Origin of the sequence: Pontibacter populi (assembly GCF_040278685.1) — a bacterium.
In the GTDB taxonomy this organism is placed as follows: Bacteria; Bacteroidota; Bacteroidia; order Cytophagales; family Hymenobacteraceae; genus Pontibacter; species Pontibacter populi.
Genome location: NZ_JBEOKT010000005.1, coordinates 283,886 through 309,647, shown reverse-complemented (window position 1 = coordinate 309,647; position 25,762 = coordinate 283,886). Strand labels below are relative to the sequence as shown.

Genomic DNA, 25,762 nt, shown 5'->3' with positions numbered 1-25,762 from the left:
CAAAGATGATGTTTCACGTGAAACATCTCTAAATTCAGAAATACATGTTTCCAGAATACGATATTATAGTTGTAGGAGCAGGCCACGCGGGATGCGAGGCCGCTGCTGCAGCTGCAAAAATGGGTTCAAAGGTTTTAATGGCCACCATGAACATGAATACGATTGCGCAGATGTCGTGCAACCCAGCTATGGGTGGTGTGGCAAAAGGGCAGATCGTACGTGAAGTTGATGCATTGGGCGGAATGAGCGGTATCATCACTGACCAAACCATGATCCAGTTCCGGATGCTTAATAAATCTAAAGGTCCGGCTATGTGGAGCCCGCGCGCGCAAAGCGACCGCATGCGATTTGCCGAAGCCTGGCGCCTGACTTTGGAGCAAACGGAGAATGTTGACTTCTGGCAAGAGATGGTTACGGGCATAGAAGTAGAAGAGGGAAGAGCCGTAGGTGTACGCACAAGCCTGGGGATAACTATACGTGGAAAGGCCGTTATCTTAACGAATGGTACATTTCTGAATGGTATTATCCACATTGGTGAGCGCCAGTTGGGAGGTGGCAGAGCCGCAGAAAAATCAGCAAAAGGTTTGACCGAGCAACTGAAAGAACTAGGCTTTGAAGCTGGCCGAATGAAGACCGGGACACCTCCGCGCGTGGATGGTCGCTCACTGGACTATAGCCGAATGGAAGAACAGTTCGGTGATGAGAACCCTTCTAAATTCTCTTACACCGAAACGACACCACTTGCACAACAACGCAGCTGCTACATAACCTATACCAACTCTGAAGTACACGATATCCTGAAAACCGGCTTTGAAAAATCGCCGATGTTCCAGGGACGAATTCAAGGTTTAGGCCCACGTTATTGCCCATCTATAGAAGATAAGATCAACCGTTTTGCTGACCGCGATCGTCACCAGATATTTGTGGAGCCGGAAGGATGGAGCACTGTGGAAGTTTACGTAAACGGTTTCTCTAGCTCGCTACCAGAAGATGTACAGTTAAAAGCGTTGCGTAAGATCGTAGGTTTCGAGAATGCTAAAATGTTCCGTCCGGGTTATGCAATAGAGTACGACTTCTTCCCGCCAACACAGCTTAACCTGAGTTTAGAAACAAAGCAGGTTGAGAACCTTTACTTTGCGGGTCAGATTAATGGTACAACCGGTTACGAAGAAGCTGCTTGCCAGGGATTGATGGCAGGTATAAATGCGCACAACAAGATAAACCAAAAAGCACCGTTCATATTAAAAAGATCAGAAGCTTACATTGGTGTATTAATTGATGACCTGGTAAACAAAGGTACTGATGAACCTTACCGTATGTTTACGTCACGTGCCGAGCACCGCATATTGCTGCGCCAGGATAACGCTGATATCAGACTTACAAAGCTTGGTTATGACCTTGGCTTGGCTGATGAAAGCAGATTAAAAACTGTGGAAAAGAAGATAGCCGAAACAGCTGAAATCATCGCTTACTTAAATAATAAGCCGATTGAGCCCGGAGATATCAACAGCATGCTGGAGAGCATGGGCTCAGCACCGATCGTAGAAAAGCAGCGTGCTGGCCAACTGATCAAACGACCTAATATCGAGATCCAACATATAGCGGCGGCAATACCTGCGGTTAAAGAATATTTAAGTAAGTTTAAAGCTGATAGTGTTGAGCAGGCTGAAATAGCAGTGAAGTATGAAAGCTACATCGAGAAAGAATACACGATGGCTGCGAAAATGGGCGAACTCGAAAACTATATTATAAAAGATAGAATCAACTACCGTAACATACCTGCCTTATCAGCGGAGGCAAAAGAAAAACTACTTAAGGTGCAGCCTGAAACTATAGGCCAGGCATCAAGAATAAGTGGCGTTTCGCCGGCTGATATTTCGGTATTGATGGTATACCTTGGAAAATAAATGAGCTACGAAAGACTGGAGCAGTGCCCGATCTGCAGTAAAGAGGATTTCAAAAACTTTATGGTAGTAACCGACAACTCTGTTTCAAAGGAGAGCTTTGTGATAGTGGAATGCGAGAACTGTACGTTTAAGTTTACAAATCCTCGTCCGGATGCAGAAAGCATTGGCAGCTATTACGAGTCGGAAGATTATATCTCGCACAGCAATACCAAAACCGGTATCATAAACAGGGCTTACCATGTGGTGCGCTCTATAACTACCAAACAGAAAGTAGAACTGATAAACCGGCATGTACCAGCCAAAGGAACAATACTGGATTATGGTTGTGGCACTGGAGTATTCCTGACAGCTTGTAAAAAAGATGGTTGGAAAATACGTGGGATAGAGCCAAGCGATAAGGCAAGAGAATTAGCGGAGAAAGCATCGGGAACCTCTATAGCTACAAGCTTATCGGAACTGGAAGATGAGAAGTTTGATGTGATCACGTTGTGGCATGTACTGGAGCATATGCATACGCTGAACGAAACTATAAAACAGCTGATCTCTCATTTAACGGAAGACGGTGTGCTTATAATTGCTGTACCAAATGCAGACTCGCATGACGCAAAAGAGTATAAGGAAAACTGGGCAGCTTATGATGTGCCCCGACACTTATACCACTTTACACAACCAACCATGAAGCGCTTGCTAAAGAAGCATAAGATGCAACTGGAGGAAGTGCTGCCTATGAAGTTTGATGCGTATTACGTAAGCATGCTGAGTGAAAAACATAAAGAGGGTAAAACCAAAATGCTGAACAGCGTACTAAATGGTTACAAATCGAACAGCTATGCCGAAAAAAATGGCAACGATTACTCAAGCCTGATCTTTGTAGCTAAACGTAAATAAGCATAAAACAGCAAATCAAAAATACCGTGGAAAAGGCAAGCGAAAGTTTGCCTCTTTTCATTTTTAAGCCATATTCTATGAAAATTGTCAACACCGTATTATTGGCATCAACTATTGTTACTCTGGCATCATGTGCCAGCGTTAGCAGCCCGGAAGGAGGACCAAAAGATACGACACCACCAACATTAATAAGCAGCACTCCGGCAGATCAGCAACTGAATGTAAACACAAGGACTATAAGTCTGCAATTTGATGAAGATGTGCAACAAGTAAATCTGCAGAAAGAATTACTGATCACTCCATATACGGATAACAAGTACCGGATAAAAATGGATGATGAGGTATTGATCCTAACCTTTGAAAAACCACTTCAGGACAGCACCACATATACCTTCAATTTCAGAAATGGAATTGCCGACATTAAAGAAAAGACAGTTGCCAAGGGATTAAAGCTTTCGTTCAGTACGGGAACATTTATTGATACAAGTAGGGTAGCCGGCCAGGTAGTAAACCTGATGACACAGGAACCGGAAGCAGATGCTATAGTTGCGCTTTACCCGGCAGAAGATACTTTGAACATACGAAAAAGCAGACCATACTACCAGGCACAAACCAATGCGCAGGGAGAATTCAGCTTCGAAAATATACGCGAAGGCAACTATAGAATATACGCGCTGAAAGATAAGAACAACAACTCGCTGTATGATAACGAAGGAGAGCGGATAGGTTTCCTGAAAAAACCTTTAACAATAAAAGCCGATTCTCAGAAAGTAACATTACAGACGTTTATTATTGATACCAAGAAGCCAATTGCCTTACAAAGACAAAAACTGGCGGACAGATTTACAATAACTTACAGTGAAGGCATAGAGAAAATAAATGCTGTTACTGCTACCGGGAAAGACACCATCTACTATAAAGCACTACCGGATGGCAAAACGATAGAGCTATTCAAAAGTCAAAATTTTAACGGTGGAAAAGCTTTAGTGGCAGCTGTGGATTCTGCTGGCAATAATACGCTGGATACAATTCAGGTGGATTTTGGCCAGGATTATACACAACGAATAAAAGGAGCGGCAATCAAAACTATCAACACAAAATCTGGTAACACCTTGTACCGCCCCAGCCAAAAACTAACGATAGAATTACAAACCCAGGTCAACATTAAAGGTACAGCTCCAATAACTATTCAAACTGATACAGCTACAAGCCTAGCTGTAAAATATCCGGAACAAATATCGCTTGATAAAACTGGAACCGAACTCACATTTACAATTCCGAAATTGGCAACCAGGCAGGCACCTTATACTATAGTTTTAGATAGTACCCAGATCGTGCCGATTCAAGGTAAAAATCTGAGCTACCCGAAACTGAACTTAACTATAGGGGAGGACAAAGGAACAGGCAGTGCCCAGGGAACTATAGCTACCACAGCTAAATCATTTATAGTGCAGTTGCTCGACAACAACTTTAAAGTTGTAAAGGAACTGAGGAATACCCGGAATTTCATTTTCCGTAATGTGGAGCCAGGCGTTTACAATATCCGGGTGTTAGTAGATGAAAATAATAATGGCAAATGGGACAGAGGCTCAGGCAAATTTGACAAGGAACCCGAAAGAGTATACATGTACCCGAATGAAGTAGAGATAAGGGCCAACTGGGAACTGGAAGACATCAAAATCGAACTATAGACAATAGGAGATCCAAAACGGGTCTCCTTTTTTTATGTACAATGTTTCACAACCCGTTCAAACATCTGGTCATGAGCGTAAGTAAAACATGTTCCACCGGACAAAACTTGTTACAAAAACTGCGAAAGAACCATAAAAATCTAAACAAAAAGGGAAAACCAAAAGTTGGTACAAGAAATCCACAAGTTGGTGTGGTATAACTGTGGATAAAAGTGGGTAATGTATTGAAAACACAAACACCCTAACCAACCGAGCATCCAAAAAGACCATGTTCCACGCTAAAAAGTGGATAGTGGTTTATAAGTACACATCAAAAAAACAGTTTTCCACGCGTGGAACAGGTGTGCAAAAAGAAATTCACATAAAACGCGTAAAAGTGGAAAAGCCATTTAACGGGCTGATCTATAAAATAATCGGAAGTTTAAAACTGTGGAACACCTGTGGATGAAACCAGAAACAGTAAACAAGTTATGAGCTTTGCCCGTGAAACATGAAACTTATGCACTTATAAACAGCCTAAATAGTGAAAGAAAGAAGAATTTAAGATTTAAGTTTTTTAAAATAATTAGAAGGTTGAATGTGTGGAAAGGTGTGGAACAGGAAGAAAAATGGCTTGAAAAAAATTAAAAGGAATATCTTTAAGAAGAGAAAAGAAAACGAACCAAAATAAAACGAATGAAATTAGCGCTGAAACTGACACTACCGTTCGAAGATCCTGTACTGATATTTACGCTGGTGCTTTTTATAATACTGGTATCCACAATAATTCTGAAAAGAATAAAAATACCAGGCATAGTGGGCCTGATCATAGCCGGTGTAATAATTGGTCCAAATGGCTTCGGGATACTACAGCGCGATGCCAGCATGATACTGTTCGGGACGGTGGGTATACTTTATATCATGTTCCTGGCAGGCCTTGAGATGGATATGGTAGGGTTTAAAAAGACCAAGAGCAGAAGCATTACCTATGGCGCACTTACCTTTTTGGTACCTATCATAATAGGGGCATTAACTTTCTTTTACCTTTTCGAATACGAATTTAAGTCTGCGGTATTACTAGGCTGTATGTTTGCGTCGCATACGTTGCTGGCGTACCCGATCGTCTCTAAACTGGGATTGGCTAAGAACGAAGCAGTAACGGTAACTATAGGTGGTACTATAATAACAGATACAGCAGTACTGATTGTGCTGGCAATTATAGTTGGCTCAATGGAGGGTAATATAAGCGCGACTTACTGGATGATACTGGCCTTAAAGCTGGCGGTATTTGTAGCGGTGGTACTGTTTGTTTTCCCGATGATTGCCAAGTTTGTTTTTAAAAGGATAGAAAGCGAAAAGGGAGCGCAGTTCATTTTTGTGCTGGCCATGGTATTTGCCGCTTCTTTTCTGGCGGAGCTGGCAGGTGTAGAGGCAATCCTGGGAGCGTTCCTGGCAGGTCTGGCACTAAACCAACTGATACCTCATACGTCAGCCCTCATGAACCGCCTGGAGTTTGTGGGTAACAATATTTTTGTGCCTTTCTTCCTGCTAAGTGTAGGTATGCTGGTTGATGTGAGTGTACTGTTTGAAGGGTGGCAGGCACTGGCAACTATAGTTATTGTAATTATACTGGCCATACTTACCAAATGGATAGCAGCATTTATAACACAGAAACTATACGGGTACTCATTAACCCAACGAAACCTTATATTCGGGCTTAGCACTGCAAGAGCCGCAGCAACACTTGCTGTAATACTGGTTGGTTTTGAAATGGGTATAGTAGAGGAATTTGCGCTGAACCTGACCGTAGTATTGATATTGGCAACCAGCCTTGTGAGTTCGTTTATTACCGAGAGAGCAGGACGTGCATTGGCAATTATCGAAAGCCGAAGAAAACCAGACCTGAGCGAAAAGCCTGACCGTATCCTGGTACCTATTGCAAACCCGGCAACTATAGAAAACCTGATAGATCTTTCTATCATGCTTAAAAACCCGGATTACCATGAGCCAATTTATCCGCTGGCAGTAGTAATCGACAACGAGCATGCAGAGGAGGAGATCTTCAAGAAAAACAAAATGCTGCAGGAGGCCATTAAACATGCTTCGGCTACTGACAACGACGTGCAACTGGTTTCTAAAATAGACATGAATATCTCGAGCGGGATATTACGTGCTATGAAGGAGATGATGATAACGGAAGTGGTGCTGGGCTGGAACGCCAAGATAACGACCCGCGACCGTATTTTCGGGACAGTGCTTGACAACCTGCTGGAGAATACAGAACAGATGATACTGGTGAGTAAGATCGTGCAGCCGCTTAATACTACCCGCCGTATTATCGTTATTGTTCCGTTAAACACCGAACTGGAGCGTGGCTATTTAAGATGGATCAGGTCGGTTAAGACATTATCGGTGCAGCTGGGTGCCAAAATATTATTCAGAGGCCGTAGACGTACCTTAAACAAGATCAAACAGACATTGGCAACTACTAAGCCTATAGTAGAAGCGGAGTTTGAGCCACTTACTGATTTTAAGGAAGTGGAAAACATGAAAACCAAGCTGGCAAAAGATGATATGATTGTGGTGATATCAGCGCGGCGAGGCACCATTTCTTACAACAGCAACATGGACTATGTGCCACGACTGCTATCCAGGAACTATAAAGAGAACAGCTTTATTATAGTTTACCCGGAGCAAAACCCGATGCTGCAAGAAAACGGATACCTAAACCTGGGCTACGCAGCAGATGGCAGATGATAAAAAAGCGTTTAACTATAACCTTGATTTCGATAAGACCGATTTCAGGAAAAACCCGGAACTATACCGTGTAGGTAAAGGCGAACAGGGAGTGTTGCTGGTAGAGCCTTATAAATCCGAGATACTGCCGCACTGGCGCTTTAAAACGCCCGAAATAGCCAAAGAATCGTCGGAGAAGATCTATAGTTTGTTTGAGGAATACCTGGAGCAGGAAGATTTTGTGGGAGCCGACATGGCACGCAAGTTTTTACAGATGGGGTACACCAGATCGCGACGCTATGCCAACCATAAATCCGGAAAGAAGTATAAAGGCCCTGTGCCCGACGATAAAAAAGGACAGAGCGGCGCACACGGCCGTGAGGAATTACCGAGAGAGATGGATCCGGTAAAAGCAGAATCAGCGGCTATCTTTAAAAAAAAGTGGGATCAGGCAAAACAGCACAGTACCTATATCAGATTAAAAGAGGCATTTAAAGCCCGTTATGAGCGATAAAATAATTAGCTGTAACCGTAATATCTCATAAAGAGTAATTCACATATCTTTGCATAAAAAGAAAAACACACTATAAAAAAATGATCAATAAAGACATCAGGTTAGGCAAGGGACTTGGTAAGATCAAGTTCGGCCTGACACAGGACGAAGTAGAAGAGTTAATTGGCGAGCCGGAAGAGGTGGAAGAATCGGATGAAGACGATGAGTTCGAGCACCAGGCCTGGAATTACTGGGAAGAGGGCTACTCGCTATACTTCGACAAAGAAGATGACTACCGCCTAAGCTGTATAGAAACGGCAAACCGCGAAGTTCAGCTTTGGGATGAGCGCATTTTTGAAATGAGCCAGGAACAGGTAAAACAACTTTTTGCAGATCATGATATAGTTGATCCGGAGGAAGAGGAAATGGAAGGCGGCGAAACCCGTATCTCTTACGAGCGCCACATGATAGACCTGTACTTCGACGAAGACCAGCTGATAGCCGTAAACTTCGGCGTTTATATTGACGACAACCTGGAAGTAAAGTGGCCTGAGAAATAAGCTCAAGCTAAACTATAAACCATAAAAAAGGCGCTGCAAAATCTGCAGCGCCTTTTCTGTTTTCATAAACTATAGTTCTTACTTAAAGAAGAAGCTTTTCAGTTCTTCCTGCATTACAGGGTTAATTGCAATAGCAAGTATCAGCGATATGATCAGACCTATAGTTACCGAAATGATATCTTTAAAAATCAGGTTAAAGGTTTTCGCGAATTTCTCACCTTTATCGTGTGCACGCAGGCGCATACCCAGCTCACGGCCGGCCAGCAAACCAACAAACACCCAGGTAGTACTCATCGGTATGTTATTCACTTCTTTAAAGTAGTAAAGTATAAGGGCGTATACCAGGTCAATTATAGTTGCGCTTCTAACATCACGTACTTCCGATTTCTCATTGATTACGTTCTGTATCTTGTCGCCTTTCATGTAGAACAGGAAGCCCAGACCCAGGAAGATAAAGCCTGTAAAGGCCAGGAACTCATAAATGTTCATTTGGCGTGGCAGGTAAACTGCAATGTTAGCCAAGTCCTGCGCCAACCATATGTACCACAGAAATCCACTGATTACCCACTGCGCTACTGTCCAGAAGAAATGTGCTTCACCTTTGATAAAGCGTTTTATAACCTTAGATAGTGCCAGGTAAATAATAAGTGCCGCAAAGAAGGCCCCAAAGTAACCTAACAAGCTTTTATTAACCATGCTTACAATAGTACCCGATGAAGCCGTGAAAACGCTCAGCAACATAAACGTTGTAGAAACCGGGATACGGAAACGGGTTAAAAGCAGAAGTATAATAGGAGAAGCCAGCTGCAGGTATACAAAGCTGGTTGGTGTTTTATCAAGGCCTTTCGTAGCTAAACGCTGATACGTAACGTCGCCATCAAAAACATACCAGCTGTAAGAAACAGTAGCAACAAAAATAAGGCCCATAAACAGCCATTGCCAGTACCATTTTTTGTCTTCGTTAGAGCCTATAAAAGTACCAAGCGTTTGTATACTGTCGTTGGCGATAGCAGAGTAACCGGCAAAAGCAAAACCAACCCACATGGCTATACTCGGGTAAGGATAAACTGCACCTGCGAGTATCAGAGAGAAAGCTATGAAGTATAAGAACTTCTTTTCTTTCTGCAGAACTACATCAACAAGGCTATATCTTTTGGTAAACTTGTGAGGGTGAGCATCTAAAACGTGCTTCGGGCTTTTTTTAGTTTTAGGCATTTTGGTGTCTAAAGATGGTAAATTAAAAAACGGCGCAAGTTAGTTTAATTTATTGTTATGAATTAAAGGCTAATGTTATCAAATTGTTAACACACCCGAAACTGCCATCAAGCTCTTATAAGCCTACAAACTATAGTTAGCTAACTATAAAAAGCACCTCTAAAACAGAAAATACGTTTGGCATACGCAATGCTAAAAAAGCTATCTTTGCACCTATGGCAACAAAAGAGAAAACTACTGAAGAAAATACCCAGTTAAAAGACATTATTTCGCATGCAAAAGAGTACGGTTTCGTATTCCCGAGCAGTGAGATCTACGATGGTTTGCAGGCTGTTTATGATTACGGCCAGATGGGTGTGGAGCTGAAGAACAACATAAAGCAGCTCTGGTGGAAATGCATGACTCAACTGAACGAGAACGTGGTTGGCCTGGATGCAGCCATCTTTATGCACCCGCTTACCTGGAAGGCTTCCGGCCACATCGATAGCTTTAACGACCCGATGATCGATAACAAAGACTCGAAGAAGCGTTACCGTGCCGATGTGCTGATCGAAGAAAAAGCTGCTGCTTTAGAGAATGAAGGCAAAGTAGAAGAATCGGGAGCACTGCTGGCTGAGATGGGTAAGCTGTTGGAAGCAGAAGACCTTGACGGTGTACGTGAGCTTATAGTTCGTGAAAATATAAAATGCCCTATTTCCGGAACAACTAACTGGACCGAAGTTCGGCAGTTTAATTTAATGTTCTCAACGCAGGTTGGTTCTGTAGCTGAAGATTCGAGCACTATCTATTTAAGACCGGAAACGGCTCAGGGTATATTCGTTAATTTCCTGAATGTGCAGAAGACCGGCCGTATGAAAGTACCTTTTGGTATCGCTCAGATTGGTAAAGCCTTCCGTAACGAGATTGTGGCGCGTCAGTTCATTTTCCGTATGCGTGAGTTTGAACAGATGGAATTGCAGTTCTTTGTACGCCCTGGCACCGAGATGGAATGGTACGAGAAATGGAAAGCAGCCCGCAAGACCTGGCACGAAGCAATTGGTATTCCGGCTGAGAGCCTGCGCTACCACGACCACGAAAAGCTGGCCCACTACGCAAACGCTGCTGTTGATATCGAGTATAAATTCCCGTTCGGTTTTAAAGAAGTAGAAGGTATCCACTCGCGTACTGATTTCGACCTGACCCAACATCAGGAGCTGAGCCGCAAGAAAATGCAGTACTTCGATAACGACCTGAACGCAGATGGCAAGCCATATGGTAACTACATTCCTTACGTGATCGAAACATCGGCCGGTGCTGACCGCCTGTTCCTGATGACGCTTTGCAATGCCTACCAGGAAGAAGAAATTACTGAAGGCGACGCGACCAAAACGCGTACGTTCCTAAAGTTGCACCCGGCTTTATCTCCGGTTAAGGCTGCTATTCTTCCGTTAACTAAAAAAGACGGCCTGCCGGAAAAAGCAACTGAGATCTTCAATTCGCTGAAGTACGATTTCAACATGATCTACGAAGAGCGCGACAGTATCGGTAAGCGTTACACCCGTCAGGATTTAATAGGAACACCATTCTGTGTCGCCGTGGATCACCAGACACTGGAAGACAACACCGTTACCGTTCGTGACCGCGACAGTCGCGAGCAGGTGCGTATGCCGATCTCAGAGCTAAGAACTTACATTGACAATGCCGTTAGCTTCAGAAGCATACTGGAGAAATTAGCATAACTATAAACTATAGTTTAAACGAAAGCCGAAGGTTATGCAGCCTTCGGCTTTTTTATTTATAAAGATATCGGGCTTGCTGTTTTGGACATCCCTGTCCGAAACTTTACTGCTTAGGACGTCCACGTCCGCGTAAACAGTAACACGGGGACAAGGATGTCCCCAACAGTCTTTTTTCAGACATCTATGTCCTAAAGAGCATAACTATAAACTATAGTATTATTTGAAAGGCAGCCTGGGAAACCAGGCTGCCTTTTTCTTTGGTGTTCCCTGTGGAAAAATCTTATGAAATCAGCCCATTTTATACTGTAACCGCATTTTAACTATAGTTTATACTATAGGCAGGAGCAAAAACTATAGTTAGAGTAATCAGCAAAATCAGGTAAAAAGAGCACTTAGGACCTAACCTTTTAAATCTGACTGAAGTTAGAAGGCTTGTTAGATCTTAATACAACACGATTATGCTTAAATGTCTGAAATCACTCTTATTTCTCAGCTTATTTTTCCAGTTCAGCTGCAACGACAATGACGACCAACCAGATCCTGTTCTACCGGATGCCGAATTTACCGATAGAGTAGTTACAAGTGGTTTAAGTTATCCCTGGGAATTGGTCTGGGGCTCTGATAATGCTATCTGGATGACGGAGCGTGGTGGAAAAGTAAGCCGCGTAAATCCTGAAACAGGCACCATAACTATAGTTGCTACTATAAATGAAGTTGAATCGAGGGGAGAAGGTGGCTTGTTAGGCATGGCCCTGCACCCAAATTTTAGTTCTACCCCGGAAGTTTTCCTGGTTTACAACTATGTAACTGTTGGCGGCGAATACTCTGAGAAAGTAGTAAAGTACAGCTATAACGGTTCTGCACTTATTAATCCGCAGGTCATTTTTGATGGTATTGGTGCGCTTAATTATCACAATGGTAGTCGACTGGTTATTTCTGATGATCTGAAATTATACATAACTACTGGTGATGCTGGTACCGTGCAGTGGGCGCAGGATATGAGTTCGCCGAACGGCAAAGTGCTGCGCATAAACCTGGATGGCTCTATTCCTGCTGATAACCCGGTAAGTGGAAATGCAGTCTGGAGTTTAGGTCACCGTAATGCGCAGGGGCTTGTTTTTGCGAAAGGTAAACTATACAGTTCCGAGCATGGGCCGGAAAAAGATGACGAGATAAATATCATTCAGAAAGGTGGTAACTATGGCTGGCCGGATGTAAATGGCTTTTGCGACGAAGCTGGTGAGCAAAGTTTCTGTAATGAAAAGAACGTGGTAGAACCGTTGGTAAGCTATACGCCAACTATAGCTGTAAGCGGAATGGATTACTATGACAACGCCCAGATACCACAATGGAAAAACTCGTTGCTGGTAGCTACCCTGAAAGATCGGACTCTCTACCAGTTTAAGCTAAATGAAGCCGGTACCGAAATTATAGAAACCAACGAATTTTACCGCGGCGAGTATGGTAGGCTGCGCGATGTGTTAGTTGCTCCAAACGGTAAAGTATATATAGCTACCAGCAATGGCTCCGACGATAAGATCATAGAGATCAGCCGTGGAAACTGATTGTTGAAAAACCGAAAGGAATAGCGCGCTAAAGCTCCCTTTCAGCGATTTTATAGTTTAGTTTTCAACTATAGTTTCTGCTTCGTTCCACAGGGAACAAAACTATAGTTCAGGCTAGAATGTTATCTATAGACAGACCAAATCTATAAAGCTATGGCAAACACATCTAAAACAAACAGCAGCAAGTCATCTGAAAAAGACCCGTGCTGGAAAGGGTACGAACAAGTAGGCATGAAAACCAAAGACGGTAATAAAGTGCCGAATTGTGTTCCGGAAAGCAAATCATCATCTAAAAAGAAAAGTTAATTAAGGCAGATAAGTAAAAGAAAAGCTCCGCTCGAAACGGGGCTTTTTTGTTGCCGCACTTATATGCAATGGTTGTTGTTAGCTTTAAGAGATGCCGGTAAGCATTTTGAGTTTATAAGAATGAGCAAAATTGCCTAACTTTACCGGCTTATAGTCAAACTGCTAACTATAGCTGCTAAACCTATAGTTTATAGTTTAGATATCAGTGCATTCGTGAGATAAAGATAAACCTGAAAACGGTGAAGTATAACGAGTATAAAAATCTGAATTACGCCAAGCTTGGCGAAGACGTACTGGCTTTCTGGAAAGAGCACAACATCTTCCAGAAATCAGTGGCGACGCGTGAAGGCAACGATAACTTCGTGTTTTACGAAGGGCCGCCATCTGCAAACGGAACGCCAGGTATTCACCACGTAATGGCGCGTGCGGTTAAAGATATTTTCTGTCGCTACAAAACCCTGAAGGGCTACCAGGTAAACCGCAAAGGCGGCTGGGACACACACGGCCTTCCGGTAGAGCTGCAGGTTGAGAAAGAACTGGGCATTACCAAAGAAGATATCGGTAAGAAGATAACGGTAGAGGAATATAACCAGCGCTGCCGCGAAACAGTAATGCGTTTTAAGGACCAGTGGGACGACCTGACCGAGAAGATGGGTTACTGGGTAGACCTGGACAATCCGTACATCACCTTTGAAAACGAATACATCGAATCTTGCTGGGCACTGCTGAAGCGCCTGTACGATAAAGGTTATTTGTATAAAGGATATACGATACAGCCATACTCGCCGGGTGCAGGTACAGGTCTGAGCTCGCACGAGCTGAACCAGCCGGGCTGCTACCAGATGGTAAAAGATACCACTATCGTCGCGCAGTTCGAGCTCAAGAAGATCACCCGTAACATGTTCCTGTTCGAGAACGAAGAGGAGAAAGTTTACTTCCTTGCCTGGACGACGACCCCATGGACGCTTCCGGCTAACACCGCACTGGCAGTTGGGAAAGGTATAAAGTATGTGAAGGTGAAAACCTATAACCCGTATACTTACGCGCCGATCTCGGTTATACTTGCCAAAGACCTGGTAAGCCGCTACTTCAACGATAAAGCCAAAGACCTTGCCCTGGAAGACTATAAACCGGGTGATAAACTGGTGCCGTTTAAAGTGGTAGAAGAGTTTGTGGGTGCTGACCTGGCAGGAGTAGAGTACCACCAGTTGATGCCATACGTGCAGCCGGACAAGCCAGCCTTCAGAGTTATAGTTGGAGATTTCGTGACAACCGAAGATGGTACAGGTATCGTGCATATCTCACCAACATTCGGTGCCGACGACTTTAGAGTAGCCGCTCAGAACGACATACCGGCGCTGCTGGTAACTGACGAGAATGGCAAGCAAGTACCTATCGTAGACAAGCAAGGTAAGTTTGTGAAAGAAATCACGGACTTTGCCGGCATGTACGTGAAGAACTACGATGGGCAGGATGAGTCTGATCCGAATTATAGGTCAACCGACGTATTGATCGCCATCAAACTGAAAGAAGAAAACAAAGCCTTTAAAGTAGAGAAATACGAGCACACTTACCCGCATTGCTGGAGAACCGACAAGCCGGTACTTTACTACCCACTGGATAGCTGGTTCATCAAAACTACTGCGGTGAAGGAAAGAATGATCGAGCTGAACAAGACGATCAACTGGAAACCGGAATCTACGGGCTCTGGCCGTTTTGGTAACTGGCTCGAGAACCTGGTTGACTGGAACCTGTCGCGCTCGCGCTACTGGGGTACGCCGCTGCCAATCTGGAGAACTGAGGATGGGGAAGAAGAAATCTGCATTGGTTCTATTGCAGAGCTGAGTGAGCAGATCGATCATGCTGTGGATAAAGGTTTCATGGATGCGGCTGTTGAGATAAACGACCTGCACCGCCCATACGTGGATAACATCGTATTGGTAAGCCCATCAGGCAAGCCAATGTACAGAGAGCCAGACCTTATCGACGTTTGGTTCGATTCTGGTGCGATGCCTTATGCACAGTGGCATTACCCGCTGGAGAACAAAGACATTTTTGAGCAGAACTTCCCGGCAGACTATATTGCCGAAGGTGTTGACCAGACCCGTGGCTGGTTCTTTACGCTGCACGCCCTGGCTGTGATGCTGGAAGACAGCGTAGCGTACAAAAACGTGATCGCAAACGGCTTGGTGCTGGATAAGAACGGAAACAAGATGAGCAAGCGCTTAGGCAACGCCATCGACCCGTTTGAAATGATAGGCCAGTATGGTCCGGATGCTGTGCGTTGGTACATGATCGCGAATGCGCCGCCATGGGATAACCTGAAATTTAATGCAGATGGTGTAGTGGAAACACAGCGCCGTTTCTTCGGAACGCTGCAGAATACGTACTCTTTCTTCGCGCTGTACGCTAACCTGGATAACTTCATGTATGCCGAAGCCGATGTGTCGCTGGAGCGCAGAACTGAAAGTGACCGTTGGATCATCTCGAAACTGAATACGCTGGTGCAGGATGTAGACGCTTATTTTGCAGACTACGATCCAACCAAAGCCGCCCGCGCTATCCAGGATTTCGTGACCGATGATTTGAGTAACTGGTACGTGCGCCTTAACCGCAAACGTTTCTGGAAAGGTGAGTACAACGAAGATAAGATCGCTGCTTACCAGACACTTTATACTTGCCTGGAAACGATAGCCAAACTTGCTTCGCCTATCGCGCCGTTCTATACCGAGCAATTGTTCCGTGACCTGAACAGCGTAAGCGGTAAAAACAAAGTTGAGTCAGTGCATCTTGCTTATTACCCTGAAGTATCACTTGCTGCTATAAACGAAGACCTGGAAGAGCGCATGGCGCTGGCACAGTCGGTATCATCATTGGTACACTCGCTGCGCAAAAAGCACATGATCAAGGTGCGTCAGCCGTTGCAGCGTGTGCTTATACCGATACTAAGCGAGCACACCAAGCACCAGATACAGGCCGTAGAAGACCTGATCATGAGCGAAGTGAACGTGAAGCACATCGAGTATATTGATGATACTTCCGGCATTTTGGTAAAGAAGATCAAGCCTAACTTTAAAAAGCTGGGCCAGGTATTCGGACCGAAAATGAAACTGGTTGCCGCCGCTGTGCAGCAAATGAACCAGGATGACATCGCAAAGCTGGAACGTGAAGGTGGCTTTGAAGTACTGATCGCGGATGATGAAACTGCCGTGCTGACACCGGATGATGTGGAGATCTCTTCAGAAGATATACCAGGTTGGTTGGTAGCCAGCGAAGGCAAACTGACAGTGGCCCTGGATGTAACTATAACCGAAGAGCTGAAGCAGGAGGGCATCGCCCGCGACCTGGTAAACCGTATCCAGAACCTGCGCAAAGACAGCAACTTGGAAGTACAAGACAAGATCCATATCCTGATGCAGCCATCTGCTCCGGAAGTAAATGCTGCCGTCGATAATTTCAGAGACTATATCTGTACCGAAACCCAGGCATTGAGCCTGGCTATAGTTGACGGATTGCCGGATGGTACACTGTTGGAAATGGACGAGTACCAGATCTACATGCAGATCCGTACTGAAGCTGTTACAGTTTAAACTATAAACGCACCCGTTTGTCTAATACTGACGGGTGCGTTTCTTTTTATTAAGTATACTTGCAGTTGCTGATAAAAATAACCCGGCAGCGCTGCTTACCTGACACACATGAAATACTGGAAATTTTACCTGCTCAGCCTTGTTGTGATCCTGATTGACCAGGTCGTAAAGCTGATCGTGCATTACAACATGGAAATGGGCCTTCCGGGCGAGATACATGTTATCGGCGATTTTTTTAAGCTGCACTATACCCTGAACCCGGGTATGGCATTTGGCGTGGAGTTGGGCTCTGAGTATGGCAAGCTAATGCTAACGTTGTTTCGTTTAGTGGCTATGTTTGGTATCGGTTATTACTTGTACTACCTGGTAGAGCATAGAGCTCCGAAAGGCTTGATCTGGTGTATTGCACTTATATTGGGTGGAGCAGTTGGTAACCTGATCGACAGTACATTCTATGGTGTTTTATTTGATAACGCTCCTTATGGATCGTCTACGCCATGGTTCCATGGGCAGGTAATTGATATGTTTTACCTGGATATCTGGGAAGGCATTATACCGCATTGGGTACCTTTAATGGGTGGAAAACCGATGTCGTTGTGGCCGATCTTTAACGTAGCCGATGCTGCTATTTTTATTGGTGTATTAACTATCCTGTTCAATCAAAAACGCTTTTTTGGCGAGCACCACGAGCAGGAACACAAAACTGTACAACAGCAAGGCTTCTAAGCTGAACTATAAACTATAAAAAGGCGGCTGTTCCATGTGGAGCAGCCGCCTTTTTGTTTTTGCCGGAAATGCAATTTCAGAATTGATAAGCCGTTTATAGTTCTGGCAAAATCATCTGTTTATAGTCAGAAAAATCTCACTTATATTTAATACTTTATTGCCTGTAATGACATTTTCATTCTTTTGATCAATGAAACTACCAAAACTTTTAGCCGCCGTTTTTTTATCGTTTAGCTTATACTCCTGTAGCTGCGAAGACGTGAATCTGGGTAAGTTGGAGCAAACTGGTGAACTGACTTCTTTTCTGCCGGCACAGGGAAGAAGCTATTTTGCTACATATAACAATACTAAACTGCCACTTTCTTACTATACACCAGATGACTCTTCTCCGCTAAGAGTACCAGTAAGAGAAACAGGTAGCAAAGCAATGGTCGGCAAAGGTGGTACCTATGATTGCATCGAATACTATACTGCCGAAGAGAAAGAGTATCCAGGTTATATAGAGGGGAAAAACCCATTCTATTTAAATCAGAAGTATACGAAGGATGTTAATCAGTTTGCTTTCAACAGCATTAAAGACAAAGACCAGGTAGTAGATGTAATTGAATTTATAGTTGGCTTTAACAATAAATTTCCGACTACTATAACCCGCGGCATGGGTAGCTACGATAGTTTTATGCCATACCGAAGCTTTACGTTAGCTAAAGATCCGGAAGCGTTACTGTTTAAGCGAAGTGACATGACACAGGAGTTTTTACCAACTATAACCCTGAATGGCGTGCAGCACCAGAACGTTTACCACCTGTACCTGAACAGCCCGCAGTACACCGAAGACGAAAAATTCTTTAACCAGTATTACCCGCTGGACTATCCGCAGGGCATTTATGTGAAGGAAGGAATTGGTATAGTTCAGGCCTATACCGCCGATGGTAAGCAGATAGATATAACAGTAGAGTAGCGAATACGGCAAAAACTCTTATTTTTACCTGAAGCTTAAACCTGAATTACCTTGACTACCCCGAAACCCATTCTTAAAGTCACCAACCTGGAAACCGTTTTCTCGACACACCGCGGCACTACCAAGGCTGTGGACAAGGTATCGTTTGAAATATACCCGGGCGAAACGGTAGCTATAGTTGGAGAGTCAGGTTCAGGTAAGTCGGTTACATCGCTTTCAGTGATGCGGCTAATCAACACACCACCGGGCCGCATAGCAGGTGGTACAGCCATTTTCCAGTCAGAGAAGTTTGGCGAAGTAGACCTGTTCTCGTTGCCTGAAAACCAGATGCAGCAGATACGTGGCAATGACATTTCGATGATATTCCAGGAGCCGATGTCATCGCTGAACCCGGTTTATACCTGTGGAAAACAAGTGGCGGAGGTATTGCTGCTGCACAGGGAAATTTCAGAAAAAGAGGCCAGGGAGCGAACTGTAGCCCTTTTTGAGAAAGCCAAACTACCACGACCGGAGAAGATTTTCGATGCTTATCCACATGAGATTTCTGGCGGACAGAAGCAGCGCGTAATGATCGCCATGGCCATGGCCTGTGAGCCAAGTATACTAATTGCTGATGAGCCAACTACGGCCCTGGACGTAACCGTGCAGGCACGCATGTTGCAACTGATCGATGAGCTTCGTGTAAAAGAAAATACAGCTGTTCTGTTCATCACGCACGATCTGGGAGTAGTGGCCGAAATTGCCGACCGTATCCTGGTAATGTATAAAGGCAAACTGGTAGAGCAGGGGAAGGTACTGGATATCTTTACAAATCCACAGCACCCTTATACCAAAGGTTTGCTAGCCTGCCGTCCTAAACTATCTGCCAAGCCACAATCTATACTTCCGACGGTTTCTGATTTTATGCTGGAAGATGAAAATGGGAACATTATAGAGCGAAAGAAAGAAGTTGTTGAGCCATCGCTGGTAGATGTGGTGAATAGCTATGTAGGCACCGTTACTGATATAAAACACCAGCAGGACAACAAGCAAAAGCCACCCTTACTTAAAGTGGATAACCTGAAAGTATACTTTCCGATAAAGAAAGGCTTTTTTGGTCGTACTACCGATTATGTAAAAGCTGTGGATGGCGTGAGCTTTACTGTTAACCCCGGTGAAACGATTGGCCTGGTAGGAGAGTCGGGTTGTGGGAAAACTACCTTAGGCCGTGCCTTACTACGGTTAGTAGAACCCACAGAGGGTAGTATTATCTTCAATGGCCGTGATATAGCCCAGCTTAGCTCAGAAGAGCTCCGCAAAAGCCGACGCGATTTCCAGATGATCTTCCAGGATCCCTACGCATCGCTGAACCCAATGCACACAGTAGGTGATGCTATTATGGAGCCTATGCGTGTGCATAAACTATACGCTAACGACAAAGAACGCAAAGCTAAAACCATGGAACTGCTTGAAAAGGTAGGGCTTACGGCAGAACACTTCCAGCGTTATCCACATGAGTTCTCGGGTGGCCAGCGGCAGCGTATCAGTATTGCCCGGGCATTAGCCTTACAGCCTAAATGCATTATCTGCGACGAATCCGTTTCAGCGCTGGATGTATCGGTGCAGGCACAGGTGCTTAATTTGCTTAATAAACTAAAGCAGGAGTTCCAGATGACCTATATCTTTATTACCCACGACTTGTCAGTGGCCAAATATATGTCGGACCGCATTCTGGTAATGAGCAAAGGGCAGATCGTGGAGAGTGGCACACCGCAGCAACTATACCTCAACCCACAGCAGGAATACACACGCACTCTCATTAACGCCATCCCGAAAGGCGAAGTAGAAGACATCCTGCAGGCGCAGGAGAAACGCGAGTTAATGAAAGCAGGGCGGTTATAGTTTCAAAGTTTCCGTTGTCCAACCACCCCCAACCCCTCAGAGCTACGCTCGCTACCTTCGAAATCTCTTCCCGGTAGTTTAATGCGGGGAGTTTTTATGCTATTTACTTTGTCATCTCGAACAGCGTGAGAGATCTGATACAGTTAACATCCCCCTTCGCCCCCTTCAAAGGGGGACTTTCTGTCTTTGCTATAGTTGAGGTTATAGTTTTATAGTTACAGCCAGTCGAGCGGACAGGTCGCGACCTGTCCCTACGGAACTATGACCACGATAAATGTCGGAGCTTACCGGTTCAAACTATAGAAAAGCAGTTGCTATGAGAAATTTATCAGTCTTTGGGTTGAGCGCCTTGTGAATATCTGGTGCCGTCAGGCATTGCGAGGTACGAGCAAAAGAGATTCGCGCAGCGCGATGCCCGAAGACGGGGCCTCCCTTAATGAGGGCACCAAAGCTGGATTGAAACGATAGGAGAGTAAAGCTCCCAGGATGAAAAGTGATTTGAAAGGATAGCTTGGTTAAAGAAGGATTACCCTAACTATAGAACCCAGATTTCTCCTAACGTCGAAATGACAAAAGAGAAACTATAGGATACATAAGATCCTTCGACTAACGCTCTAAATGACAAAGGAATTAAAAACTTAACCCTTTCTTAACACACATTATTCCCGATCAATAACCATTATATAGCAGTTTCTATATAAATTACCCTATAATTGCAATTATACTTTAGCCAAAGCGCTTTTTGTGGCGTATAGTATCAAAACTATTTAAGGTAAAGATTGTAAATACACTGGAGTGCGGCCAATGGGGCTGAATTCCTACCAATAAGATACATGAGAAGTAAAAGAGATAACACTAGCGGCAGAGGAAAAGGCCGCAGCGACAAAGGTGGCTCCCGCCGTGGCGAGTCATCAGCAAGAAAAGAAGGATCACCACGCAGTGAATCATCATCAAGAAGAGAATCGGGCGGTAGCCGCAGATCAGGTGACAGAAGAGAATCGTCTGGGCGCAGAGAAGGTGGCCGCGACAAGTCAGCTAAAGGAATGGTGCTGGAACTGTTCTCTAAAAATCCCGATACAGAATTTACGCTTCGCCAGATATACCGCCGCTTAGGTGTGGTAGATAAAAAAGGCCGTGAACTGGTAAGCGATATGCTTTCCGCCTTGCAGCGCGATGGCCGTATTCTGGTAGACGAAGACAAGTATACGCTAAACCTGAAGGTGGAAATTATCACCGGCAGGGTAGATATGGCCAATAATAAGTACGCTTACATTGTATCGGAACAGACTGAAGACGACGTGCGCGTGTTCCGGGAACACCTGAACTATGCCATGGATGGCGACACCGTGAAAGTAGAAGTATTGCCAACCTATGAAGGCGGACGTGCCGAAGGTATAGTTGTGGAAATTCTGGAGCGCCGCCGCGAAGAGCTGGTAGGTATCATGCAGTTGTCGAAGAACTTTGGCTTTGTAGTTCCGGATTTCAAGAAACTATATTTCGATATTTTTGTAGGCGAGCGTGGCCTTAATGGGGCTGAGAACGGCGACAAGGTACTGGTAAAAATTACCGAATGGCCTGATAAACCCGGCAAGAACCCGACTGGCGAAGTAACGCGTGTATTCGGACCTGCGGGCGAGCACGAAGCTGAGATCCATTCTATAATGGCGGAGTTCGGTTTGCCATTCGAGTTTCCGGAAACTGTAGAAGAAGAAGCTGAAAGCATATCAGATAAGATCACACAAAGTGAAATTGCCAAGCGCCGCGACTTCAGAGATGTAACCACATTTACCATTGACCCCGCAGATGCCAAGGACTTTGACGATGCCTTGTCGATACAAAAACTTGAAAATGGTAACTGGGAAATAGGTGTGCACATTGCTGATGTAACGCATTACGTGCACCCAAAAACGATACTGGAGAAGGAAGCTTTCCACAGAGCTACATCGGTTTATCTTGTGGATAGAACAGTGCCAATGTTGCCTGAGCGACTCTCAAACGGCCTTTGCTCGTTGCGCCCGAACGAAGAAAAGCTGACTTTCTCGGCTGTGTTTGAGCTCGATGATAATGGTAAACTATACAGCGAATGGTTTGGCCGCACTGTAATTTACTCTGACCGCAGATTTGCATACGAAGAAGCACAGGAGCGTATCGAAACCGGCGAAGGTGACTTTGCAGAAGAGATCAACATCCTGAACGGCATCGCCAAAAAACTAAAAGATAAACGCTTTAAGAATGGCGCCATCAGCTTTGAGACCACTGAAGTTAAATTTAAGCTGGATGATAACGGCAAGCCACTTTACATTTATGTAAAAGAGCGCAAGGATGCCCACAAACTGATTGAAGAATTCATGCTGCTGGCCAACAAAAAGGTAGCGGAGTTTGTGTATAACCTGGGCAAAGGCAAAAAGCACCCGACTATGGTTTACCGTACGCACGGCGCTCCAGACCCGGATAAACTGAGCACCTTCTCGATATTTGCCCGCAAGTTTGGCTATAAAGTAGACCCGGATGGCAACATATCAGCAGAACTGAACAACCTGGCCGAAGAAACTGAAGGCAAACCAGAGCAGAACGTACTGCAGAACCTGGCTATCCGTACGATGGCAAAGGCAAAGTATAGCACCGAGCCGGAAGGCCACTTTGGCTTGGCATTCGCGCATTATTCGCACTTTACATCGCCTATCCGTCGATACCCTGATATGATGGCGCACCGCCTGTTGCAGCATTATTTAGATGGTGGCCCATCTACGGAGAAAGATGAATACGAAGCAAAATGCCAGCACTCTTCTGAAATGGAAAAACGTGCTGCCGATGCCGAGCGTGCGTCTATCAAGTATAAGCAGGTAGAGTTTATGAAGGATACTATCGGCAACCAATACAAAGGAATTGTGTCTGGTGTTACAGAATGGGGTATATTTGTGGAGATCGAGGAGAACAAGTGCGAAGGCATGGTACGCCTGTCGAGTCTGAACGACGATTACTATGAACTTGATGCCAACAATTATCGCATTATTGGTCGCCAGAGCAAGCGTATTATTTCGTTTGGCGATGAAGTGCTGGTAGAGGTAACAAGCGCCAACCTGAACGACCGCACCATCGATCTGGAACTGGTAGAAACACTAAAAACACACTAATTACCCTGTGGATATCAACATCCTGTCTGAAAAGATAAACCATACCTTAAGTACGCTTCGCTACGGCGAGCAACCATCCGAACTATACGAACCCATCCGCTATATAATGGCGCTTGGCGGCAAACGCATCCGGCCTATGCTGGTGCTGTTGTCGGCTAAAATGTTTGCTGATGATATCGAGAAGGCACTTTTGCCTGCTGCAGGGGTAGAGGTTTTCCACAACTTCACGCTCATGCACGACGACATAATGGACAAAGCTCCGCTGCGCCGTGGTCAGCAAACCGTACACGAAAAATGGAATGCCAACATTGCTATACTTAGCGGCGATGTGATGCTGGTACGTGCGTACGAGCTCATGGCAAAAGCAGAACCGGACAAGTTGGGAAGAGTGCTGCAACTGTTCAGTAAAACCGCTGCCGAAGTTTGTGAAGGCCAACAACTGGATATGAATTTTGAGCAGCGCACCAAGGTTAGCATTCCAGAGTATATCCAGATGATAACTTTGAAGACAGCTGTGTTGCTAGGCTTTAGTTTAGAACTGGGCGCTATACTGCAGGGGGCTCCCGATACCGATGCTGAACACCTAAGGCTATTCGGAAACAACATTGGCATTGCCTTCCAGTTGCGTGACGACCTGTTGGATGTGTATGGCGATAAAGAAAAGTTTGGCAAACAGGTGGGTGGAGATATCCTTTCTGATAAAAAGACTTTCCTGATGTTGACCGCGCTGGAGCAGGCCAACCCGGAGCAACTGCAAACTATAGTTAGCTGGCGCGACAAAACACAGGAAACTATAGCCGAAGCCAAAGTAAAGGCCATTACGCAGGTTTACGACGAGCTAAACATCCGCCAGCAGACCGAGCAGCAGATAGACCTTTACTTTAAAGAAGCCTTGTGCCACCTGGATGCCATTGCCCTTCCGGAAGAACAAAAAGCAACTATACGCGGTCTGGCTATGCAGCTAATGGAGCGGGATAGTTAATTGTTAATTGCTATATTGTTGATTGTTGAAGTTTGTCTGAATCAGGATTTTCAGGATTAAAAGATTGACAGGATTTTTATAGTTGCTAAACCTATCATACGGGATCATAAAAATTAGCATAATCTCGATCTCTAGCCTAATCTGATAATCTGTAAAATCTTAAGAGTCTTAGTTCAACTTTCTAACCTTCTAACTTCCAAATTTTCTAACTCTAAAAATGAGCGTTACCCTTATATTGATCATCATTACTGTCGGGATCTCGTGGTATGCATTTAGCAACCATAGCCTGATGGAGAAATGGATATTTTACCCTTACACGGTAAACCGCGATAATTCCTGGCACCGCTTTATTACCTCAGGGTTCCTGCACGCCGATTTCTCGCACCTGTTTTTCAATATGTTTACGCTGTATTTCTTCGGTACCAACGTAGAGTACACATTTATTGGAAATTTTGGCGTTGTTACCGGTATCCTGATCTACCTGCTGATCTATATTGGTGGTATCATCGTTTCAGATATCCCTACTTACATCAAACACCGAAACGACCCGGGCTATCGTGCATTGGGTGCATCGGGTGGGGTGGCTTCTGTAGTTTTCTCCAGCATATTGTTTTACCCGACAGCAGATATCTGCTTATATGCTGTGCTTTGTATTCCTGGGTTCATACTTGGTATTTTGTACCTGATGTATTCTTACTTCTCGGGGAAGCGCATGGGCGACAACATTAACCACGATGCGCACTTTTATGGGGCTGTTTATGGCTTTGTAATCAGCTTAGCTATAGTTCCGCAGGCAGGTCCATATTTTATAGACCAGATCGCTGGCTGGAGACTTCCATTTTAATTGCACTGTTTTCTGGAAGTTTATAGTACAAGCTTACTTTAGTTAGGATTGCACGTATAAGTGTTTGAAAACAAACGTTTACACTTATGCGCCCCTCTAACTTTTTACTTGCCTTCACCCTGTTTGCTTTTCTGTTTACGAACATAAACTTACAGGCCCAGACCGTAGCTTCTGCTGAAGCTGCCCGAACAACCATGATCGAATACATCATGAAAGACAGGCCTGTTCTGGTAAGTTTGCTTACAACTGCCGGCCTTGTTCCGGCCCTTTCCGGCGATTCGCCTTACACTTTGTTTGCCCCACCCGAGTCAGAGCTTAAAGCGCTACAGAACGAGCCTGCTGATAGGATACGCATGGTAATGGCCGGGCATATTGTAAAAGGAAAGTATACCGAAAAAGACCTGAAAGATGGTGCCAAGCTGCAAGCTTTAAATGGCGAAACTATTACTGTTTGCCGCAAAAAGAGCACGTTGGTTAATGGCGTAAGCATTACCACTCCGGATACAGAATTAAAGAATGGGGTTTTACATATTGTAAGCAGCAAACTAACTAATTAAGCTGTAATAACCCCTCAATAAGAAGTTACATA

18 protein-coding genes are annotated in these 25,762 nt (G+C 44.6%); 17 read left to right on the top strand and 1 reads right to left on the bottom strand.

What is annotated here, in order from left to right:
- The first annotated feature begins 44 nt into the window (after positions 1-44).
- The 6 genes from mnmG (at position 45) to ABS362_RS07915 (ending at position 8,254) form a co-directional block, all read left to right on the top strand.
- Complete coding sequence (gene mnmG, locus ABS362_RS07940; protein ID WP_350411868.1) at positions 45-1,907, top strand: tRNA uridine-5-carboxymethylaminomethyl(34) synthesis enzyme MnmG; 1,863 nt, start codon at positions 45-47, stop codon at positions 1,905-1,907.
- Positions 1,908-2,795, top strand: coding sequence for a class I SAM-dependent methyltransferase (locus ABS362_RS07935; protein ID WP_350411866.1), 888 nt, complete (start codon positions 1,908-1,910; stop codon positions 2,793-2,795). It abuts the gene before it with no gap.
- 77 nt (positions 2,796-2,872) lie between these two features.
- Positions 2,873-4,486, top strand: a complete 1,614-nt coding sequence (locus ABS362_RS07930) for an Ig-like domain-containing protein (protein ID WP_350411865.1) — start codon at positions 2,873-2,875, stop codon at positions 4,484-4,486.
- Positions 4,487-5,161: 675 nt separating this feature from the next.
- Positions 5,162-7,222: a cation:proton antiporter gene (locus ABS362_RS07925; protein WP_350411864.1), complete on the top strand. Its 2,061-nt coding sequence runs from the start codon at positions 5,162-5,164 to the stop codon at positions 7,220-7,222.
- Positions 7,212-7,715, top strand: a complete 504-nt coding sequence (locus ABS362_RS07920; RefSeq protein WP_350411863.1) for a DUF4385 domain-containing protein — start codon at positions 7,212-7,214, stop codon at positions 7,713-7,715. The genes ABS362_RS07925 and ABS362_RS07920 overlap by 11 nt, the downstream gene beginning before the upstream one ends.
- A gap of 80 nt (positions 7,716-7,795) precedes the next feature.
- Positions 7,796-8,254 (top strand): hypothetical protein, encoded by a 459-nt coding sequence (locus ABS362_RS07915; protein WP_350411862.1) that lies wholly within the window; start codon positions 7,796-7,798, stop codon positions 8,252-8,254.
- Between the two features lie 78 nt (positions 8,255-8,332).
- Here the strand turns inward: ABS362_RS07915 and ABS362_RS07910 are convergent, their stop codons facing one another.
- Complete coding sequence (locus ABS362_RS07910) at positions 8,333-9,469, bottom strand: hypothetical protein (protein ID WP_350411861.1); 1,137 nt, start codon at positions 9,467-9,469, stop codon at positions 8,333-8,335.
- Positions 9,470-9,684: 215 nt separating this feature from the next.
- On the opposite strand from ABS362_RS07910, the gene ABS362_RS07905 reads away from it, so the two are divergent.
- The 11 genes from ABS362_RS07905 (at position 9,685) to ABS362_RS07855 (ending at position 25,730) form a co-directional block, all read left to right on the top strand.
- The gene (locus tag ABS362_RS07905) at positions 9,685-11,187 is read left to right on the top strand and encodes a glycine--tRNA ligase (RefSeq protein ID WP_350411860.1); all 1,503 of its coding nucleotides are present in this window, start codon (positions 9,685-9,687) and stop codon (positions 11,185-11,187) included.
- A 458-nt stretch (positions 11,188-11,645) separates the two neighbouring features.
- Complete coding sequence (locus ABS362_RS07900; RefSeq protein WP_350411859.1) at positions 11,646-12,752, top strand: PQQ-dependent sugar dehydrogenase; 1,107 nt, start codon at positions 11,646-11,648, stop codon at positions 12,750-12,752.
- 153 nt (positions 12,753-12,905) lie between these two features.
- The gene (locus tag ABS362_RS07895) at positions 12,906-13,058 is read left to right on the top strand and encodes a hypothetical protein (RefSeq protein ID WP_350411858.1); all 153 of its coding nucleotides are present in this window, start codon (positions 12,906-12,908) and stop codon (positions 13,056-13,058) included.
- A gap of 239 nt (positions 13,059-13,297) precedes the next feature.
- Positions 13,298-16,648, top strand: a complete 3,351-nt coding sequence (gene ileS, locus ABS362_RS07890) for an isoleucine--tRNA ligase (RefSeq protein ID WP_350411857.1) — start codon at positions 13,298-13,300, stop codon at positions 16,646-16,648.
- Between the two features lie 108 nt (positions 16,649-16,756).
- A complete protein-coding gene (locus ABS362_RS07885) occupies positions 16,757-17,374 on the top strand; it encodes a lipoprotein signal peptidase (RefSeq protein WP_350411856.1) in 618 nt (205 codons plus the stop codon).
- A gap of 190 nt (positions 17,375-17,564) precedes the next feature.
- A complete protein-coding gene (locus ABS362_RS07880) occupies positions 17,565-18,332 on the top strand; it encodes a hypothetical protein (RefSeq protein ID WP_350411855.1) in 768 nt (255 codons plus the stop codon).
- A 51-nt stretch (positions 18,333-18,383) separates the two neighbouring features.
- Positions 18,384-20,213 carry an ABC transporter ATP-binding protein gene (locus tag ABS362_RS07875; protein ID WP_350411854.1) on the top strand — a complete coding sequence of 610 codons (1,830 nt, stop codon included), beginning with the start codon at positions 18,384-18,386 and terminating at the stop codon, positions 20,211-20,213.
- Positions 20,214-21,046: 833 nt separating this feature from the next.
- Complete coding sequence (rnr, locus tag ABS362_RS07870; RefSeq protein ID WP_350411853.1) at positions 21,047-23,347, top strand: ribonuclease R; 2,301 nt, start codon at positions 21,047-21,049, stop codon at positions 23,345-23,347.
- 7 nt (positions 23,348-23,354) lie between these two features.
- On the top strand, positions 23,355-24,329 hold the full coding sequence (locus ABS362_RS07865; protein WP_350411852.1) for a polyprenyl synthetase family protein: 975 nt from the start codon (positions 23,355-23,357) through the stop codon (positions 24,327-24,329).
- Between the two features lie 217 nt (positions 24,330-24,546).
- Positions 24,547-25,173, top strand: a complete 627-nt coding sequence (locus ABS362_RS07860) for a rhomboid family intramembrane serine protease (protein WP_350411851.1) — start codon at positions 24,547-24,549, stop codon at positions 25,171-25,173.
- An 86-nt stretch (positions 25,174-25,259) separates the two neighbouring features.
- Positions 25,260-25,730, top strand: a complete 471-nt coding sequence (locus ABS362_RS07855; RefSeq protein ID WP_350411850.1) for a fasciclin domain-containing protein — start codon at positions 25,260-25,262, stop codon at positions 25,728-25,730.
- Positions 25,731-25,762 lie beyond the last annotated feature (32 nt).

Bases quoted from the DNA above. Each gene is read 5' to 3' on its own strand.
- ABS362_RS07930 (WP_350411865.1), top strand. From the start codon at position 2,873: ATGAAAATTGTCAACACCGTATTATTGGCATCAACTATTGTTACTCTG.
- ABS362_RS07895 (WP_350411858.1), top strand. From the start codon at position 12,906: ATGGCAAACACATCTAAAACAAACAGCAGCAAGTCATCTGAAAAAGAC.
- ABS362_RS07855 (WP_350411850.1), top strand. From the start codon at position 25,260: ATGCGCCCCTCTAACTTTTTACTTGCCTTCACCCTGTTTGCTTTTCTG.
- ABS362_RS07900 (WP_350411859.1), top strand. From the start codon at position 11,646: ATGCTTAAATGTCTGAAATCACTCTTATTTCTCAGCTTATTTTTCCAG.
- ABS362_RS07905 (WP_350411860.1), top strand. From the start codon at position 9,685: ATGGCAACAAAAGAGAAAACTACTGAAGAAAATACCCAGTTAAAAGAC.
- ABS362_RS07885 (WP_350411856.1), top strand. From the start codon at position 16,757: ATGAAATACTGGAAATTTTACCTGCTCAGCCTTGTTGTGATCCTGATT.
- ABS362_RS07915 (WP_350411862.1), top strand. From the start codon at position 7,796: ATGATCAATAAAGACATCAGGTTAGGCAAGGGACTTGGTAAGATCAAG.
- ABS362_RS07910 (WP_350411861.1), bottom strand. From the start codon at position 9,469: ATGCCTAAAACTAAAAAAAGCCCGAAGCACGTTTTAGATGCTCACCCT.
- ABS362_RS07920 (WP_350411863.1), top strand. From the start codon at position 7,212: ATGGCAGATGATAAAAAAGCGTTTAACTATAACCTTGATTTCGATAAG.
- ABS362_RS07935 (WP_350411866.1), top strand. From the start codon at position 1,908: ATGAGCTACGAAAGACTGGAGCAGTGCCCGATCTGCAGTAAAGAGGAT.
- rnr (WP_350411853.1), top strand. From the start codon at position 21,047: ATGAGAAGTAAAAGAGATAACACTAGCGGCAGAGGAAAAGGCCGCAGC.
- mnmG (WP_350411868.1), top strand. From the start codon at position 45: ATGTTTCCAGAATACGATATTATAGTTGTAGGAGCAGGCCACGCGGGA.
- ABS362_RS07925 (WP_350411864.1), top strand. From the start codon at position 5,162: ATGAAATTAGCGCTGAAACTGACACTACCGTTCGAAGATCCTGTACTG.
- ABS362_RS07860 (WP_350411851.1), top strand. From the start codon at position 24,547: ATGAGCGTTACCCTTATATTGATCATCATTACTGTCGGGATCTCGTGG.
- ABS362_RS07880 (WP_350411855.1), top strand. From the start codon at position 17,565: ATGAAACTACCAAAACTTTTAGCCGCCGTTTTTTTATCGTTTAGCTTA.